At 70.6% G+C, this 16,809-nt stretch carries 15 protein-coding genes and 2 pseudogenes; 1 reads left to right on the top strand and 16 read right to left on the bottom strand.

Translation table 11 applies throughout. From position 1 onward, the window contains the following. Positions 1–23 precede the first annotated feature (23 nt). The 15 genes from R2E43_RS34805 to R2E43_RS34735 all read right to left on the bottom strand — a co-directional run bounded on the left by R2E43_RS34805 (position 24) and on the right by R2E43_RS34735 (position 15,952). Positions 24–683, bottom strand: a complete 660-nt coding sequence (locus R2E43_RS34805) for a DUF5134 domain-containing protein (protein WP_093455513.1) — start codon at positions 681–683, stop codon at positions 24–26. Continuing rightward, positions 680–2,137 (bottom strand): PepSY-associated TM helix domain-containing protein, encoded by a 1,458-nt coding sequence (locus R2E43_RS34800; RefSeq protein WP_093455514.1) that lies wholly within the window; start codon positions 2,135–2,137, stop codon positions 680–682. The genes R2E43_RS34805 and R2E43_RS34800 overlap by 4 nt, the downstream gene beginning before the upstream one ends. Before the next feature lie 444 nt (positions 2,138–2,581). Next, positions 2,582–3,178, bottom strand: coding sequence for a sigma-70 family RNA polymerase sigma factor (locus R2E43_RS34795; RefSeq protein WP_030869213.1), 597 nt, complete (start codon positions 3,176–3,178; stop codon positions 2,582–2,584). A gap of 153 nt (positions 3,179–3,331) precedes the next feature. Beyond that, complete coding sequence (locus R2E43_RS34790) at positions 3,332–4,102, bottom strand: hypothetical protein (RefSeq protein WP_332056952.1); 771 nt, start codon at positions 4,100–4,102, stop codon at positions 3,332–3,334. A 68-nt stretch (positions 4,103–4,170) separates the two neighbouring features. Continuing rightward, positions 4,171–4,812 (bottom strand): sigma-70 family RNA polymerase sigma factor, encoded by a 642-nt coding sequence (locus tag R2E43_RS34785; RefSeq protein ID WP_003977993.1) that lies wholly within the window; start codon positions 4,810–4,812, stop codon positions 4,171–4,173. 197 nt (positions 4,813–5,009) lie between these two features. Next, on the bottom strand, positions 5,010–5,714 hold the full coding sequence (locus tag R2E43_RS34780) for a hypothetical protein (protein WP_189282763.1): 705 nt from the start codon (positions 5,712–5,714) through the stop codon (positions 5,010–5,012). A gap of 354 nt (positions 5,715–6,068) precedes the next feature. After that, a complete protein-coding gene (locus R2E43_RS34775; protein WP_003977991.1) occupies positions 6,069–6,512 on the bottom strand; it encodes an ATP-binding protein in 444 nt (147 codons plus the stop codon). A 70-nt stretch (positions 6,513–6,582) separates the two neighbouring features. After that, positions 6,583–6,957, bottom strand: a complete 375-nt coding sequence (locus R2E43_RS34770) for an STAS domain-containing protein (protein ID WP_189282764.1) — start codon at positions 6,955–6,957, stop codon at positions 6,583–6,585. A gap of 608 nt (positions 6,958–7,565) precedes the next feature. After that, the gene (locus tag R2E43_RS34765) at positions 7,566–8,015 is read right to left on the bottom strand and encodes a response regulator (protein ID WP_003977989.1); all 450 of its coding nucleotides are present in this window, start codon (positions 8,013–8,015) and stop codon (positions 7,566–7,568) included. Further along, positions 8,012–9,607: a sensor histidine kinase gene (locus R2E43_RS34760; RefSeq protein WP_011027406.1), complete on the bottom strand. Its 1,596-nt coding sequence runs from the start codon at positions 9,605–9,607 to the stop codon at positions 8,012–8,014. Before R2E43_RS34760 ends, R2E43_RS34765 begins: the two co-directional genes overlap by 4 nt. Before the next feature lie 60 nt (positions 9,608–9,667). Next, positions 9,668–10,870 (bottom strand): PP2C family protein-serine/threonine phosphatase, encoded by a 1,203-nt coding sequence (locus R2E43_RS34755; protein WP_374105102.1) that lies wholly within the window; start codon positions 10,868–10,870, stop codon positions 9,668–9,670. A 1,086-nt stretch (positions 10,871–11,956) separates the two neighbouring features. Then, complete coding sequence (locus R2E43_RS34750) at positions 11,957–12,649, bottom strand: cation transporter (RefSeq protein WP_193484528.1); 693 nt, start codon at positions 12,647–12,649, stop codon at positions 11,957–11,959. Then, on the bottom strand, positions 12,650–12,985 hold the full coding sequence (locus R2E43_RS34745; protein ID WP_003977984.1) for an ArsR/SmtB family transcription factor: 336 nt from the start codon (positions 12,983–12,985) through the stop codon (positions 12,650–12,652). It lies immediately after the preceding gene. Positions 12,986–13,157: 172 nt separating this feature from the next. Then, a complete protein-coding gene (locus tag R2E43_RS34740) occupies positions 13,158–15,446 on the bottom strand; it encodes a DUF5695 domain-containing protein (protein ID WP_332057146.1) in 2,289 nt (762 codons plus the stop codon). Further along, positions 15,443–15,952, bottom strand: coding sequence for a beta-L-arabinofuranosidase domain-containing protein (locus tag R2E43_RS34735; RefSeq protein WP_332056951.1), 510 nt, complete (start codon positions 15,950–15,952; stop codon positions 15,443–15,445). Before R2E43_RS34735 ends, R2E43_RS34740 begins: the two co-directional genes overlap by 4 nt. 191 nt (positions 15,953–16,143) lie before the next feature. Here R2E43_RS34735 and R2E43_RS34730 point away from each other — a divergent pair. Then, a pseudogene (locus tag R2E43_RS34730) lies at positions 16,144–16,251 on the top strand (transcriptional regulator CynR); the annotation flags it as partial. Positions 16,252–16,573: 322 nt separating this feature from the next. Here the strand turns inward: R2E43_RS34730 and R2E43_RS39045 are convergent. Further along, positions 16,574–16,713: pseudogene (locus R2E43_RS39045) on the bottom strand (pirin family protein); the annotation flags it as partial. Positions 16,714–16,809: the final 96 nt, after the last annotated feature.

Raw genomic sequence — 16,809 nt, 5'->3', positions numbered from 1 at the left:
CGGGGACACCGCCCGGTCACTCCCTACGCGAACAGGGCGAACATCACCGCCATCCCCAGGGCCATCACCGCGTGGCAGGCCGGGTCGAGTGCGGCGGTGGTGTCCGTACCGGCCGGTGCCGGACCGCCCGCGGGCAACGGCGCCCGTACCCGGGCGAGGTCGAGGGCCCGGGCGAGCCAGACCAGACCGATCGCGGTCAGGGCCACCGCGAGCAGGGCGGACGCCACGCTCGGTCCCGTGGCGGTGAGACTCATGGAGGCGAGACCCGATCCGGAGGCCGCGTGGCCCTCGTGCCCGCCGTGGCCCGTACCGCCCCCGTGACCCGCCATCGCGCCCGAAGTTCCCATCGCCGCGACCATCCAGGCCATGGCGCCCATCATGAGGGCGTGCGGCCAGGCGGCCCTCACCGCTCCGGACCTGGAGCGCTCACCGGGCCAGACCAAGGAGGCCGCAACGAACCACAGCGCACCCGCCGCGAACAGGACCACCTGGGGCGCCACGGCCAGGTCCATGCCCCACGGCCAGGCCATCGCGATCATGAGGACACCCATCGCGGCGTGCAGCAGGTGCCCCACCCGTCCGGTGAGGCCCGTCGTCGGCCGGACCAGCCGCCACAGCCCGTACAGTGCGGGTGCGGCGAACATCAGCGTCAGAATCCAGCGGAGTCCGTTCGCGGCGATCACGCGCCGGCCCCCGTCCCGCGTCGCCGCACCACGCCCACCGTCACGTCCACGACGAGGAACACCAGCAACGGCAGCCCGAACAGGGGCAGGTAGTAGCCGATGACGGCGGCGAGCACCAAGGCGGGGGCCAGGACGCGTCCCGGTATCCGCCGCCAGGCGCCGCGCGCCGGCGCACGGCCGAGAGCGAAACCCTCGCTGCGGGTCGGACGGCGCAGCCACCACATGCGGTACCCCCAGAGGATCATCGCGATCAGCCCGATCGCGAGCAGCGCCAGAACGATCTGGTTGACCAGGCCGAAGAGCAGACCCATGTGGGCGTTGATGCCCCAGCTCGTCAGCTTGGCCAGTACGGGGAAGTCGTCGAAACGCAGGGTCTGGGTCACCTCGCCGGTGGCCGGGGCGACCGCCACCGAGTCCTGCCGTACGGGCCAGGAACGGGTGTTCTCCTTCACGACGTACGCGGTTCCGGCCTCGGATGGCGGGGTGACGACCAGCACGCCGCGCAGGCCGGCGTCCTGCGCGGCGGCCACCGCCGCGTCGATGCCGACGTCCCTCGTTCTCCCGGCATCTTCCTTTCCGCTGCCGACGGCGGGAAGCGCGGTGGACACCGCGGGTGTGGAGCCGCCCAGCGCGTCCTGCACCTCTCCGATGCTCGCGCCCGCGTGACCGGACCAGGTCAGGCCGGTCGCCGACAGGCCGAGCAGGCCGACCGAGGCCCACAGTCCCACCGCACCGTGCCACGACATCGTGCGTCGCCGCCCCTTGGCACCACCGTCCGGCACCACCAGACGCCGCAACCGCTGCCGGTTGCGCGGAGTGCCGGCCCACAGGGCGAGTCCGCCGAGCACCTCCACCCACAGCCAGCTGGCGGCGAGTTCGCTGTAGTTGCGGCCGAACTCGCCCAGGTGCAGGTTCCGGTGAAGGTCGTCGAGCCACGCTCGCGCCGGCAGCCACTGGCCGAAGGTTTCCAGGGTGCCCAGTACCTCGTGGTCGTACGGGTCGACGAACGCGGTCAGTGTGTAGCCCTCGGCCAGCCCGTCCTTGCCGAAGGTGACGCGGGTGGAGTCGGTGGGGCCGGCCCCCTTGGTCACCGACAGCAGCGTGCCGTCCGGGACGGCGCGTTCGGCCGCGGCCACCTGCTCGGCGAGCGGTTCCGCCGAGCCCCGCGGCGTCACCTTCAACTCGTGCTCGTAGAGGACCGACTCGATCTGCGGTGCGGCCGTGTAGGCGAGTCCGGTCACCGCGGCGACGAGGAGGAACGGGCCGACGACCACACCGGCGTAGAAGTGCAGGCGCAGCAGCAGGGGACGCAGACTTGCCCGCGTCGTCCCGCTGCCGGCACCGGTCGCCGTCACGGGCTTGGTGACGTCTCCCGACCGGGGCGGCACGACTTCGGCCGCTGCGCTCGACGGTGGCGTCACCGGTGTGTCCGGCAGCGGTGGGCTCTCCGACATGTGCGTCTCTCTTCTCTCCCGGTGTCGACCGACCGAAGTGGTGCTCGCAGGAGGAGTCGGAGAGAGGCCGCCGCGAGTTCCCCGAGCCGAATGTGACGCACGTCGCGCAACGGCTCGGTACCGGCGGGGAGTTCCGGCCGATGCCTGTTGCCCCCTACGGCGTGTCGTTTGGATCAGGCCGGCCCCGGCCGGCGGTGCCCTGTGGCCGACCCGAGCGGGGTCTGGTGCGTGCAGCTGCAAGGCGGAGGAGGGCGTCGACGCGACGGGGGTCCCCCCGCCGCGTCGACGCGACGGGGGTCCCCCCGCGCGAGCGCAGTCGAGCGTGGGGGAGTCGGCAACCGACGACAACGCCGCAGATGCGCGTACCGGACCCCGCGACCCCGGCAAGATCCAAACGACACCCCTAGGGCGCCGGGCATCGGCCGGAAGGCTCTGGCCGGGGCGTCAGGCCGCGGCCCGCTCCGCCGGGTGGCGGGGGACGGACTCGTCCGCGGCCCACTCGGCCAGGGCCGTCCGGGCGCGGGACACCCGGGAACGCACCGTGCCGACCGGGCACCGGCTCATTTCGGCGGCCTCCGCGTACGGCAGCCCCAGGAGCTGGGTCAGGACGAATGCCTCACGGCGCTCACCGGGCAGCGAGTCGACCAGCTCCCACAGCGCGATGCCCTCGTCGAAGCCGGGAAGCCCCGTCGGCTGGGCGCGTTCGGCAGCGGCCTGCCAGTCGTCGGTGCAGGCGGTCCGGGGCCGGCACGCGGCGCGGCGCAGACTGTCGACGACGGCCCGGCGGGCGATGGACAGCAGCCACACGCGCGCCGACGAACGCCCCTCGAACCGGGGCAGTGCCGTGAGGGCGCGCAGGAACGTGTCCTGGGTCAGATCGTCCGCCGCCTGCACGTCGTCGGCGAGGTACGCCACGTAGCGGCGCACATCGCGTTGCAGCTCCCGGACGAAGCGGTCGACCGCCTCGCTGTCGCCCGCGGCGGCGGCGAGCGCCCAGGCGGTGACCGTGTCATCGGTCGCGGTGGGCAGGGCAGGGGTCATAGTGCTGTGGGTCCTTCCTGAGTCCCGCGCACACCGGCCGGGCACGGCACGGTGACCGTCGGCGGAGGCACGGGTGACGGGGAGAGTCCCGCCGCGCGGTGGCGCGGACGGGAGACCGCGGCCGCGCGGAGGGCGGTGGCGGTGTTCCGGCTGTCAGACGACAGCGGTCTCCCCGGGAGGGCCCCGGGTGGTGAGGACGTGGACGAGCAGGAGCTGCCGCAGCCGCCACCTCGGCCGCGGGGCCGGCCGGGGAGAGGGCGGAGCGGGAGGGGGGCAGAGCACGGCCAGGACCAGCCGCAACGGCACGAACGCGCGGTCCGCGCAGGCGCGGACCGTCTTGAAGAGCGCGCTCTCGCCCTGGGCCAGCCAGAGTCCGCACAGCAGAGCGGCCAGCAAGTGGGCGCCCAGCATGCCCCAGGAGGACATGCCGGCCATGTGCGTCATGTCATGCGCGCCGCCCGTTCCGGCGAGGGAGGCCATGCCGTGGCCGACCGACGCCAGGCTGTCGGCCCCGTGGGTGCCCGCGTGCTCCGGGTGGTGCGGACCCGCGGCTTTCGCGATGTCATGGGCCCGGGCAGCCTGGGCGGGTGTCGGGGCCGGGCCGCAGAGGAACTGGTCGGCCCACTGCCGAAGGGACCGCGTACGGTCCGGTGTGGTAGCGGGCCGGCCGCCGGACTGCGCGAGGGTGAAGGCGAGGTGCAGGCAGGCCTGCACGCCGACGGTCAGACCGGCCACCGTACGGCGACGCCGCTCGTGGGCCCCGACGGCCCAGCCGACGGCCCCGACGGCCGAGGCGCCGGAGAGGAGGACCCACCCGGGCAGCCCCTCCCCCGACATCAGCACGTGTCCGAGGGCGGCGAGCACCACGCAGACGGCGGCGAACACCGCGGCCCGCAGCACACGCAGAAACCCTCCGACCGACATGGCGCCCCATCCTGACACCCGGTGCACGAGCACCGACACCGGGGGGACCCCGCCCGGCCGGGCCACGGTCAGGCCGAAGCCCTCTGAGCGGCGGGCCGTTCCGCGTCCTCCAGCAGGTCCACCAGTGCGGCACGGGCCCGGGCGACCCTCGACCGGACCGTCCCGACCGGGCAACCACTCAGCTCGGCCGCCTCCGCGTAAGGGAGACCGACGAGTTGGGTGAGGACGAATGCCTCGCGGCGTTCGGCGGGCAGGGCGGACAGCAGATCGGCGAGGGCGATGCCGTCTTCGAAGCCCGGCAGACCGCGCTCCTGGGCGCGTTCGGCGGCATCCTGCCAGTCGTCGACGTCGGCGAGACGCGGCCGGGCCGACGCGTAGCGGTAGTTGTCGATCACCGCTCGGCGGGCGATGGACAGCAGCCAGACCCGGGCGGAGGAGCGGCCCTCGAAACGGTGCAGGCTGCCCAAGGCCCGCAGGAAGGTGTCCTGTGCGAGGTCGTCGGCGGCCTGCGGGTCGGCACTGAGGTACGCGACGAAGCGCCGGACGTCTCGGTGCAGGGCGCCGACGAACCTCTCGACGGCTTCCGGATCGCCACCGCGGGCAGTGAGCGCCCAGGCCGTGACCAACTCGTCGGCGGGTGTCCGCTCCTCGGGCGTTCTCGCGGGTCGATGGGTCTTGCCGCATGCGGCGGACAGGGCTGGACTGATCACCTGATGTCCCTTTCGGGGGGGGACCGGACGGCCGGCGGGCGGGCATCCGGGGACCGGACCGGGCGGCTCGCTCGAGGTGCGCACCAGTCGGGTGGGGGAAGGGGAAGGCGGGAGAACGCCGGACTCTCGGCGTGCCCCGAAACCCGAAGCCGTCCGGGGCCGGGGAGGACCGGAACGCTGTCGGGGAACCTGCTGTCTCAGACGACAGCGGTCCCTTCAGGCGGGCCCCGAGAAGTGATCACGTACACCAGGAGCGGCCGGCGCGGCCGGCGGTCCGAACGCCCACGGCTCAGGACGACGCGCGGACGGCACGAAGGCTCGGGAAGAGCGAGGAGCAGCCGCAGCGGAGCGGCCAACCGCCCGGCGACGGCCCGCAGAACGCGGAAGGTCGCGCGTTCGCCGTGTGCGAGCCACAGACCGGTCAGGACGGCGGCCAGCAAGTGGGCCGCGAGCATGCCCGTGGAGGACATCCCGCCGCTCACCGTATGACCGATTCCCGTCGCCGGGTCCATGACGTCCGTCGCTCCCATGGCGGATTCGCCGTCGGTCAGGGAGTGCACGGCATGACCGGTGTGAGTCGTGGCGCCCGGACGGTAGCCGGACGGCGTGAACTCGGGCGGGCCGTCCATGTGCATGGGCGACGTCGACAGCGCCTGAGCGTAGGAGAACCACTCGTGCAGCGCCGTCTGGGCCGCCACCACGGCGAAGGAGACCGGAAGAAGCCCGCGCTCCCGACCGGCCAGGCACCATGCGGCTCCGCCGCAGATCACGAGGGGGACGGCAAGAGCCCACCAGGGTACCGAGGCGTCCGACATCGTGACGTGCCCCAGGGCGGCGAGCAGCACGCAGACGGCCGCGAACACCGCGGCTCTCGTCGTGCGGAGACACCACCCAGCACTCATGGCGGCTCATCCTTGCAGTCTCGGCGCCCCGTCAGGGGGGAGTACGAGAAGTTCCCGGACTCGCGGCTCGACCAGCTCGCGGTGATTCACGTCACGTCCGCCCCGTGGGAACTTCGGACGGGTCGCATCCGACTACCTCCCCGAGAAGGTGCGTCTGTGACGACGGGGCAGACGGAGCGCACCGGACAGGACGGGCTGCCGGGACCGGCGACCGGGGAGGGCACGGTAAGAGCACTGACCACGCTGCCGGCCTGTGCCATGACCTTCTCGACGACGCGGTTGTTCCTGCTCGGGGCGCTCGGCCTCCGGCTCGTGGCGAACCTCGGTGTGTCACCGACGGTGCCGTCGTCGATGCTAGTGAAGGCTGGCAGGGCCCCGGTGACGTCGTTCTTCGGCCAGACCGGTGCGGGCGCCGGTGTCGATGACGGCCTCGATCGTCTTTCCCGTCGCCGCAGGCGTTATCGCCACGTGGCGACTGAGCCGGCGTATCAGTGTCCAGCCGAAGCCCCCCGGGGCCAAGGGGCGGCTGTGCGGTATGGCGCGGGGCATGTCCGGTGAGGCATCGGTGACGCTGACGGTGATGGTGTCGTCCGTGAGGCGGACGTCGAAGGCGGTCAGGCCACCTCCGTGCCGCTGGGCATTGGTGATCAGTTCAGTGACCACGAGCAGGACGTCGTCGATGATCACAGGCAGGGTGTCGGGGGCACGGGTCAGCAAGAGCTCCCGGACGTGAGCGCGGGCGGTCGCGGCGCTGAAGGGCGGCTGCAGCCGACCGGATTCGGTGTCCGTGGTGTTCATATACGCCTTTCATCCCGCTCGCCCGCGAAGCCTGGTTCGCGGCTGCCCGGGGCCGTGCGATGTACACCGTTCACTGTCGGCGAGTGCTGGACTTGCGGGCGTGGACCGTTTCAGTGGCGGTCGGAACCGTCTGCGCCACGGTGAAGGCACGGGCGACGTCGGTCAGCTCCAGCAAGCGCCGGAGAAGCGGGGTGACTTCGGCGAGTACCAGGGGGATGCCGGACGTCTGGTGCCGGTACTGGGCGGCGAGCAGCGTGTGCAGGAACGAGGAGTCGGCGAAGGTCACCTTGGCGAGGTCCACCACGGTGCCGGACGTGCCGGTCTCGGCGGGGAGGGCGAGCGCATGCGCCAGGGTTTCGGCCCCTTCGGCGTCGTAGTCTCCGGCGACCCGAACAATCCGCACGTCATCGACCACGGTGACGGTGACTTCGGCTTCGACGCTCATACCGTCATTCTCCTTGGGCGCCGGACGGTTGGGGAGACCGGGGGTGAGCCTGTCACTCGCCGGCCGTGCGGAGCGGGGCGTAGAGGCGGGACGGGCAACGTGGCGAGAGGTAACGCCGGTTCTTCACGGCTGCGCCGGCGGACGGGGGGCGCGTGCCGCTGCGGCGTGGCCCTGCTCGCCGGCGTTTCCCTCGGTCGGTGTCGTGCGCGTCGGGCGCGGCGTTGCGCAGACGTGAGTTCCTCCGCGGTGGCCCGGTCGAGATCGCCCATGATGTCGAGCGCTGCGCGGCCCCCGGGTGAGCAGGGCAAGGGCGCGGGGGAAGTCCCGCAGTTCGTTCTGGAGCAGGGCCGGACCGGGGTCGCGTACGCGTGCGGGTGCCCCGCGGGCCCGGAGGATGTCGCCGCGGTGATCGCCATGACGGCGATCAGCGTGCCCGAGGTCGCCGCTACCCGAGTGACGTCCTCACGGACGTGGGCCGGCTTCCTTCCGCGGGGGCTTCGACAATCGGCCGACGCGGGCGTACCCGCCGCCCCAAGCACCAGCACCAGCACCAGCACCAGCACCAGCACCGAGGCTGCTCATCGCGACCGTACAGGCAAACCGTCGTGTCAGGCCGGGCGCCGGGGCAGGCGTACCACCTGCACGAAGAAGTCGTCGATCTGGCGGACCGCAGCGATGAACTGGTCCAGATCGACGGGCTTGGTGACGTAGGCGTTCGCGTGCAGCTTGTAGCTGCGGAGAATGTCCTCTTCGGCCGACGAGGTGGTGAGCACCACGACGGGGATGTCGCTCAGATCCTGATCGGACTTGATCTTCTCCAGCACCTGACGCCCGTCGTACTTGGGCAGGTTGAGGTCGAGCAGGATGAGGTCGGGCCGCGGAGCCTCGGCGTGCCCGCCACGTCGGTAGAGGAAGTCGAGGGCTTCCTCTCCGTCCCGCACGACGTGCAGGGTGTTGCCGATCTTGTTGTCCTCGAACGCCTCGCGGGTCATCAGCTCGTCGCCCGGGTCGTCCTCGACGAGGAGCACGTCGATGGGGGTCGCGTCATAGGTGGTCATGACAGGGTCTTGTCCTCGGTGTGAGAGTCGGTGCCGTCGGCCGTGCCGTCGCCGGAGGGCAGGGTGAAGCAGATGCGAGTGCCACCGGTGTGGCCGGTGTCGAGCCGGATGTGACCGCCGTGGTGTTCGACGATCTTCTTGCACAGGGCCAGTCCGATGCCGGTCCCCCCGTAGGCGTCCCGGCCGTGCAGCCGCTGGAAGATGACGAAGACCTTCTCCGCGAACTCCTCAGGAATGCCGATGCCGTTGTCGGTGACGCACAGTCGCCAGGTACCGGGGCTGTCCGCATCCTCTTCGCAGGTGATCCCGACGTTCGGGGTGCGGTCGGGGTGCCGGAACTTGACGGCGTTGCCGACCAGGTTCTGCCAGACCATGCCCAGCAGCATCGGATCGCCGACCACCTTGGGGAGCCGCTCCGGTCGTTCGACGTGGGCGCCGGTCTCCGTGATGGCCGTGTCCAGGTTGGCCAGGGCCTTGGTGAGGACCTGGTCGAGGTCGACTTCGACCCGGGCGTCATTGAGGCGCCCGACCCGCGAGAAGGTGAGCAGGTCGTTGATGAGCACCTGCATGCGCTTGGCCCCGTCGACGGCGAAGTCGATGTACTGCCGGCCGCGGTCGTCGAGTTTGTCACCGTACCGCTTCTCCAGCAGCTGGCAGAAGGAGGCCACCTTGCGCAGCGGCTCCTGCAGGTCGTGCGAGGCGACGTAGGCGAACTGCTCCAGTTCGGCGTTGGAACGGCGCAGTTCCACTGCCTGCGCGTCCAGGTCGGCGGTCTGCCGGGTGAGGACCTCCTGCTGGCGGTAGGAGGCGTCGAGCTCGGCGACGATCCGCTGCCGCATGCCCTCGACCGCGTCCGCCACCGCGGCGAGGTCGGCCGGCCCTCCACCGAGGATCACATGGTCGAAGTCACCGCCGCTCACCCGGCGGGAGGCTCGACTGAGGGCCTTGACAGGACGGGCCACCAGCACCTTGACGAGAACCGCGAGGATCCCACCGGCCAGCAGAAAGACCGCCACCATGGCACCGAGGATCACGTTGCGCTCGGTGCGGGCCCCGGCAAGGTCCTCCTTGCCGTCCGCCACGGCCTCGGCGAGGTCCGCGTTCTGGGTCTCCCAGGCGTCGCGGATCTCGTCGAAGACCTTCTTCCCCCGCTCCACCGTGGCCCGGACGGACTTTCGGGACTCGCCGGAGGACACGTCGGCCACGAGCGGCTCGGCGTAGGTACGCCGCCAGTCGGCCGCCTGGCGCTCCACCGCCTCCAGGTCCGCGAGCAGCCGGGGCTGGTCCCCGATCAGCTCACGCAGCCGCGCCGCCGCACGGGCTTCCTCCGCCTTGCCCTGCGTGTACGGGGCGAGGAACTGGCGGTCGCCGGCAATGGCGTAACCGCGCGCCCCGGTCTCCTGGTTGATCAACCCCGCCTGCAGTCGGTACGTCTCCGTCTGAGCCGGCTGCAAGCGGTCGGCCAGCCGGTCGGTGACGTCCGACGTCTCCTCCAGCAGCCGGGCACCCACGACGCTGCCGCCTACGACCATGAGCACCATCAGCGCCAGGACCACGTGGAACCAGCCCTGCACCGTAAGCCGCCGGCCCATGCGCCGGTCGCCCGTCTCCTCACCCACTGTGTTCTCCGACACCGTTCTCGTTCGCCCGTCTCATTTCCAGCGCAGGTGCAGCACGGCCACGTCGTCGGCCAGGCCGCCCTGGCTCTCCGCGAGTGATTCGGCCCGCTCGATCAGCTCGTCGACGAAGGCGTCCGGGGGCAGGGTCGCCACCTCCCGCGCCATACGCAGCAGCCTTTCCTCGCCCAGCCGCTCCCTGCCACGGCCGATGTGTCCCTCGAAGAGCCCGTCGGTGAACAGCACCAAAGCCGCGTCCTGCGGCACCTTCAGTTCCCGCACCGGCCAGCGCGCGGCATCGGGTACGACGCCCAGCGCGGGACCGCCGTCGACCTCCACCCACTCCACTCGGTCGCCGGTGCGCAGCAGCAGTCCGGGGTGGCCGGCACGGATCATCCGCACATGCGGTTCCCCCGGTCGTCTGGTGAGGCTCGTCAGCGTGGCGAAGACCTGCGGTCCGCCGCGCTCGGCCACCAGGATCTCCTCCAGCCGGGCTATCTGTTCGGCGCCGGTGACGCCGCTGAGCACCAGGGTGCGCCAGGCGATGCGCAGTGCGACACCGAGGGCCGCCTCGTCGGGCCCGTGTCCGGAGACGTCGCCGATGAGCGCGTGTACGGCGCCGTCGGTGCTCTGCACGATGTCGTACAGGTCGCCGCCGAGCAGTGCGTGCGCGCGGCCGGGCCGGTAGCGGGTCACGACGTCCACCGTGGCGTCGTGCAGCAGGGGGCGGGGCAGCAGGCCGCGCTCCAGCCGGGCGTTCTCCTGAGCCTGCATCTGACTCGCCTGCAGGGCCACGGCCGCCTGCTCTGCCTGCTTGCGCTGGATCGCGTAGCGCACCGCCCGCCCGAACAGCTCGGGCTCGACACGCCCCTTGACGAGGTAGTCCTGGGCCCCGGCCGCCACCGCCGCCAGCCCTGTCTCCTCCTCCGCGAGGCCGGTGAGCACGACGACAGCGACCTGATCGGCGTGGACTCGAATGCCGGACACCGCTTCCAGGCCCTGGGTGTCCGGCAGGTTCAGATCCAGTAGGACGCAGTCGGGCCGCTCGGCCGCGAGCGCCTCGCGTGCCTCGGCCATCGAACGGACCCAGCGCAGGTCCATCTTCAACGTACTGTCGGCGACGAGTTCCTCCACCAGCAGGGCATCCCCGGGGTCGTCCTCGACCAGCAGAACCGAGGTCTCCCGCCATTGCCAGGATGTCCGCGAGTCGTCACTCCCGCCGGACGAGGGCACACGTATGCCCCATGGTTGCGACACCGACACGATGCTCCCGTCTTCCCGCCCCCTGCGTCGGGCAGGCTCCTGCTGCCGAAGAGCACCCGCCGACAGTTTACTGGACCTGTTCGCTCCTGTTTTCCCCGCGCACGGGGACACTCTGCGTCACCGTCGCACGCGTGCGAGCATCGGCCGCTCCCGGCATACGGCCCGAGGACCGGTGCGGGGTGCCGGCGGCGCCGACCGGCTGGTGCCGGCATTGCACCACTCGACCGTCGGCCGGGTCAGCGCAGCCTACCCCGCGGTTTCAACGGCACCGGCGGCAGTTCCGGTGCGGGCAGTGGAGCACCGTCGTACCCCTTCACGTCGCCGAACCGGGTGCCTTCCATCCGGTCCCGCCGTGCCTGCGCGATCTCCCCCATCGCCGCATCCGCCAAGATCACGGCGGGGATGGCTCGCCGCATACAGAGGCTGGCCCGGCCGTCCTCCTGCCCGCCGGCCGAGCAGCGCGAAACGCCGATCGCAGCGCACGAGCACTTCTCGCTTGCCGTCCAAGGGTTGGTCACAGCGGCTCGCGCGCATCTCAACGGTGCCGACGGGTGACCGGGCCGGACGGAGGCAGGCGTCCTGCTCGGCCCGCCTGCTCCGGAAGGTGCGCTCTGTGGCCCCGCCGGTCCGCTCCCCCTCAGGGTCCCGGCGTGGCCGTCCGGCCAGTTGAGCGCGATGGCGGGCACTTCCTCGTTCGTGCCGGCATCGCCGGCGCCCTCATCTGCTGTCGCAGGGTCTGTTGCCCTCGTGTTCGCCGACCGCCGGAGCAGCCGGCTCCCCCATGACCGGGTTCGTCGAAAACGGTCACCTGCTTCTCTGAGCTGGAGGCGAACCTGCGCAGTTGATCTCCTCATTCGTCCGAGGATGTGGTGGCCCCGGCTCCGCATCGCAGGCCGCGACCCGGCACCGGGCGGAGCCGCTGCCAGCCGTTCCTGGCGGTCTCGCAGACCTGGGCCGGCGATGTGCGCCACTGGGCGCCGTGGCCGGGGAGCACCCAGGTCGCCTGGAGTCCGACGGTGTTGTCGTTTCTGCACCTCGGGTCCTGGGCGCGGGGCAGCGAGCTCAGCTGCAGCAGTCGCAGTTGTGGGTGTCGGCACCGGCCTGCGGCGTCGCCCAGGTGGGAGCCGCGCAGCAGCCCCTGCCCTGCCAGGCGTCGCGGCCTTCCTTGACGGCGATGGCCGAGATGACGAGGGCAGCGACCGGGTCGGCCCATGTCCAGCCGAGCAGGAGGTTGACCAGCAGGCCAACCAGGAGTACGGCGGAGAGGTAGGTACAGAGCAGGGTCTGCTTGGAATCTGCGACGGCGGAGGCGGAGCCGATTTCTCGGCCGGCCTTGCGTTGGGCGGCGGACAGGAAGGGCATGATCGCCAAGGAGAGGCCGGCGAGCACGATGCCCGGAACCGAGTGTCCGGCTTCGCCAGTGCCGGTCAGCGCGCGCACGGAGTCGACGGTGACGTACAGGGCGAGCGCGAAGAAGGAGAAGGCGATGATCCGCAGGGTGCGCTTCTCACGGGCTTCCCGGACAGCAGGGTCGCGGGCGGAGAACTGCCAGGCTACGGCTGCGGCGGAGGAGACTTCGATGACGGAGTCGAGCCCGAAGCCGATCAGCGCGGTCGAGGAGGCGATGGTACCGGCCGTGATGGCGACGACTGCCTCGACGACGTTGTAGCCGATGGTCGCGGTGACCAGAAGGCGTATGCGTCGGGCCAGCGCATCCCGGCGGGCCGGGCTCGGGCCGAGAGATACCGCGGTCATTCAGCAGCACCCCTTCTCGTCCGCGTCCGGGCAGGTGCGGTCTGCATCGACAGCGACCACGGCGGCGCGCAGGTCGTCCAGCGCGTGTCCGAGACGTTCGTCGGCGAGTTCGTAGCGGCTGCGGCGGCCGTCCGGAACGGTGACGACCAGACCGCAGTCGCGCAGGCACGCCAGATGATTGGACAGCCGGGTGCGGGAGATCTGCAGAGCCTCAGCGAGGTCGGCCGGGTAGGCCGGGGCTTCGCGCAGGGTGAGCAGGATCCGGCAGCGGATGGGGTCGGCGAGCGCACGACCGAACCGCGCCAGGACTTCGATATCGGCAGCGAGAGTCAGCACTCTCCGAGAGTACACAAATCCTTGAATTCAGGGAATCCTGAATCGTCCGGCTGGGGTGCCCAGCGGCGGCTGATCTCGGCGGCTTACTCAGGGCGGAAGCTCGGAGGCGAGGTCCATCAGGGACCCCGTTCCCCTCCGTGGAAGGGGACGGGGCGCGGTGACGTACGCCGGATCACATCGCCACTACCCGCACGACGTGTCCGTTGCCGGTGAGGGTCCGGACGTCCTTGACGACAACCTCGCCGCCGTTGCTGACCACGCTGCGGGACGCACCCCCGTTGACGGACACCTGGTAGGTCCCCGCCGGCAGGTTGCGCAGCGTGATGTCGGGCGAATAGCTGCCCGTGACCACGCTCTGGAGGGTGACCCGGATGTCCCGCAGGTCGGCCGACACCTGCGCCCTGGTGAACCTCGCCTTGTCGATCTGGAGACCGAACTTCCCCTTGTTGTACAGCGCCAGACGCTGCCGCACTCCGTCCTTGGGGGTGATGACGTACGTCCCGTTCTGCTCGGTCACCTCGCCGCCGTAGGCATAGAGTCCGACGATCCGGTCCTCGACGACGTTGACGGTGGCGGCCCGCAGAGCGCCCCAGAACCCCAGGTCGGCTTCGCCCGACCACGCCCACCAGCCGTCCAGCAGGGGGATCCAGTTGTAGTTGCAGGTGCCCTTCTCGCTCTGGAACTGCCAGGAGGCAGCTCCGATGTTGGCGGCGTCGGCGCTGATCTGCCCCGCGTTGATGTTCGCCCAGCCGGCCAGGTACGCCCCGTAGGTGCTGCGCATCATCTCGTCGAACTCGCCGCCGCTGGTGGTGGCGTAGGAGTACAGGTAGTCCTGTTGTTGCCATGCCCCGAGCTGACACTCGTACCCGAGGTTCCACCAGGACTCGCCCATGTGCCGGTTGTCCGAGCCGTAGAAGTACCACAGCGGCTGGTTGCCGCGGGCGGCGAGGGACGCCCGGGTGACCTTGGCGGCCAGCGCGGTGTTGCCGTACATCTTGGCCAGGGTGTAGCAGGCCTCGAAGCCGGTGGTGTCGATGCTCATCTCTGACGCGAAGGGGTACTCCTGCGCGAAGATCTTGTCCCGTTTGCCCTGAAGGAAGCCGTCCAGGCGCTGGGCCTCGGCGCTGCGGCCCTCCTCCCTGAGCCGGGCGAGCATGTCGGGATGGAGCAGCTCGCCCATCAGGCCCAGATCGTGAGCGGCGTCCCCGATCGGAGTGGGCTGAGGGATCTTCGTGAACATCGCTTCGAGTGTCCGGTACCCCATCAGCAGGTACTCGGTGGCCGTGAGACGCGTCGTGATGTGCGGGTACCTCTTGGCGATCTTGTACAGGTTCAGGTACGTGTTCGCGATGTGCACGTAGTTGTACGCCCGCCAGACGCCCTGGTCCTTGGGGGTGCCGTCCTGCCCGTCGTACCAGCGGTACACCTGGTAGGTGCGCGTGCCGTTCTCGGTCCTGCCCTGGAGGTAGCCGAGGAGGAAGTGCTCGATGTAGTAGTCGAGCGAGGCGACCTTGTTCTGGTTCGGGGCGGAGACGTTCTTCTCGGAGAGGAAGGCCGCGGGGGCGAGTCCGAGGTCGTCGGAGCCGCCGGCCATCCATTCCTTCCAGCCGCCGCCGGGGTAGTCGTCCCAGGTGATCTGCTTCCTGCGGCTCATGTCCCACTGGAGGTAGGCGCCGTTGTATCCGCGGGCCGTCCTGGCCTGCTGTTTGGTGGCGAGGAACGTCGCGTGCGCGGTGACGAGTTCCTCGATCGGCTTGACCGAGTAGTACTGCAGTACCGACTGTCTGCCGTTGTCGTAGCGGACGGTGACCTGGTGGGCACCGAGCCCGGGGAAGGCGAGGTCGTACAGGGTGTAGCCCTTGCGGGTGCCTCGGGCGGTGACGGTGATGTTCTTGCCGCTCTCTCCGCCGACCTGCTGGATGCCGCCCTTGGCCCGCACCGCGAGGGTGGCCTTCGTATCCTGCGGGACGACCATGCCGGGCAGCGATACGGCGTCGACGACCCCGGCGTCGTAGAGGACGTTGCGCAGGTTCGCGTAGTCGGCCGCCCAGCGGAAGGTGAACCCGTACGTCCTCTCGGCCCCGGGTTCGAGGATCAGCGAGGTCGCTGGAAGGTACTTGGCCGTCTTCGTGGCCCGTTCGACGGAGATGTTCTTGGAGTGGATGAAGTACTCCACCACTCCTTCCCACGACGGGTCCTGCTCGGCGAACGGCCCTTCGTTGTACCGCGCCTTGTTCTTGAACTCCAGGGAGGTGCCGGCGTTGGGCACCATCACCAGGAACGGTCCGACTCCGTTGGGGCGCTGCCAGTAGATGTACGACCCGTCTTTGCCGACGAAGGAGTGGCGGCCGACGTTCTGCTCGTAGATCCCCTTCTGGTTGCCGCCGTTCCACCAGGCGTTCATCAGCAGGGGGAACCCGAGATCCTGGAATTCGAGACGCTCGGTGGACGTGTTCTTCAGGCGGATGGTCCATGCCAGCTGGTTCCCGCCCGCGCCGGCCAGTGTGTAGGCCTGAGTGAGCGTGAAGTCCCTGATGCCGTTCGCGTGGGCCGCGCTGCCGGTGTAGGCGGCAGGACGTAGTCGTCGCCGAACGACTCGTCGCGGTGGTGGGCCCCCATGCCGCCGGTGATGTAGGTGCGCCGGGCCACCGTTGCCTCCCACTGGCGTTCGACGGCTGCCAGGAGCTCGGTGTCGCCGGTCTCGACAGCCACGTCGGTGGCTCCGGCTGCGAGGTAGAGCACACGGACCGCGTGCCCGCGTAGCACGTCCGCCTCTCGTACGGGGTGGTCGTCCTGGTAGTAGGGGCGGCCGAACTCGATGTCGGGCAGAGTGCCGTGGCCGCGCCGCTCGACGAGCAGGCGGGCCTGTTCCAAGTAGCGGGACTCGGCGGTGGCGCGGGCGAGTTCGGCCAGGGCCGTCTCGATCTCGGGGTGTCCGCAGATGCCGTTGCCGTCCGCGCCGAACATGTCGCACACGTGGTCGGCAGCGCGCAGGGCGGTGCGGGCCCGAGCACCCCGCCGCCGCGGGTGCGTATTTGGGCGACGCCGGCCTGGATCAGATGCCCGAAGCAGTACAGCTCGTGGCCCCATTCCAAGTCGCTGTAGCGGGGTGCCTGCCCCGGGCGGCCGAAGCGGGTGTTGAGGTTGCCGTCGGGTTCCTGGAGGCCAACTCCGTCCAAGCCCTCACCGAGATCGTCCAACGCACCGGTCTGACCACTGTCCTGCCCGACGCCATCACCCACGACCACCCCCACCTCACCCTCGTCCGCGTCCGCGGCTACACACCCGCCCCATAACGGCTCGGCCCTGGACGCCCGTTCCCCGGCCCCGCCGACGCCCTAATGACAACACCACCACGGCAGAAACAGGCCACGAACTCCATCGACAACTGACGACGCGTCAGTAGAGTCAGCAAGGGTTAGCAAGTGTCCTGCCACAGCCACCCACAGATGGACACGCCCTCGACGGGTACGGCACAGCACCTCGGGCTTACAGCACATCCAACAGCCCGGCGCCCGCGAGGAGCCGGTGAAGGACGCCGCAGGACGGCCGACCGGCAACTACCGGCCCGTCAGCCATTTCCGCAGGTCAGCGAAGCCTCTCGCGCGGCTTCAGCGGTACCGCACGCAGTGCAGGGGAGGCAGCGGGGCGCCGTCGTAGCCCTCCACCTCGCCGAACCGTGTCCCTTCCATCCAGTCCCGTCGCGCCTGCACGATCTCTTCCTGCGCGGTCGCGTTGTCGCCCAGCGTCATGCGTGTGCAGCCGTCCCGGCCTTCGTCGTCGGTCGTTTGCGAAGCTTCGCTGATCAAGGACTCGCCGATCCT

Origin of the sequence: Streptomyces violaceoruber (genome assembly GCF_033406955.1) — a bacterium.
Lineage (GTDB): Bacteria > Actinomycetota > Actinomycetes > Streptomycetales > Streptomycetaceae > Streptomyces > Streptomyces violaceoruber.
This window is presented reverse-complemented; position numbering and strand designations above follow the sequence as displayed.

Excerpts from the sequence above, each read along its gene's own strand:
- R2E43_RS34800 (WP_093455514.1), bottom strand. The coding sequence starts at position 2,137 with ATGTCGGAGAGCCCACCGCTGCCGGACACACCGGTGACGCCACCGTCG.
- R2E43_RS34795 (WP_030869213.1), bottom strand. The coding sequence starts at position 3,178 with ATGACCCCTGCCCTGCCCACCGCGACCGATGACACGGTCACCGCCTGG.
- R2E43_RS34790 (WP_332056952.1), bottom strand. The coding sequence starts at position 4,102 with ATGTCGGTCGGAGGGTTTCTGCGTGTGCTGCGGGCCGCGGTGTTCGCC.
- R2E43_RS34780 (WP_189282763.1), bottom strand. The coding sequence starts at position 5,714 with ATGAGTGCTGGGTGGTGTCTCCGCACGACGAGAGCCGCGGTGTTCGCG.
- R2E43_RS34775 (WP_003977991.1), bottom strand. The coding sequence starts at position 6,512 with ATGAACACCACGGACACCGAATCCGGTCGGCTGCAGCCGCCCTTCAGC.
- R2E43_RS34770 (WP_189282764.1), bottom strand. The coding sequence starts at position 6,957 with ATGAGCGTCGAAGCCGAAGTCACCGTCACCGTGGTCGATGACGTGCGG.
- R2E43_RS34765 (WP_003977989.1), bottom strand. The coding sequence starts at position 8,015 with ATGACCACCTATGACGCGACCCCCATCGACGTGCTCCTCGTCGAGGAC.
- R2E43_RS34760 (WP_011027406.1), bottom strand. The coding sequence starts at position 9,607 with ATGGGCCGGCGGCTTACGGTGCAGGGCTGGTTCCACGTGGTCCTGGCG.
- R2E43_RS34750 (WP_193484528.1), bottom strand. The coding sequence starts at position 12,649 with ATGACCGCGGTATCTCTCGGCCCGAGCCCGGCCCGCCGGGATGCGCTG.
- R2E43_RS34735 (WP_332056951.1), bottom strand. The coding sequence starts at position 15,952 with ATGTTCGGCGCGGACGGCAACGGCATCTGCGGACACCCCGAGATCGAG.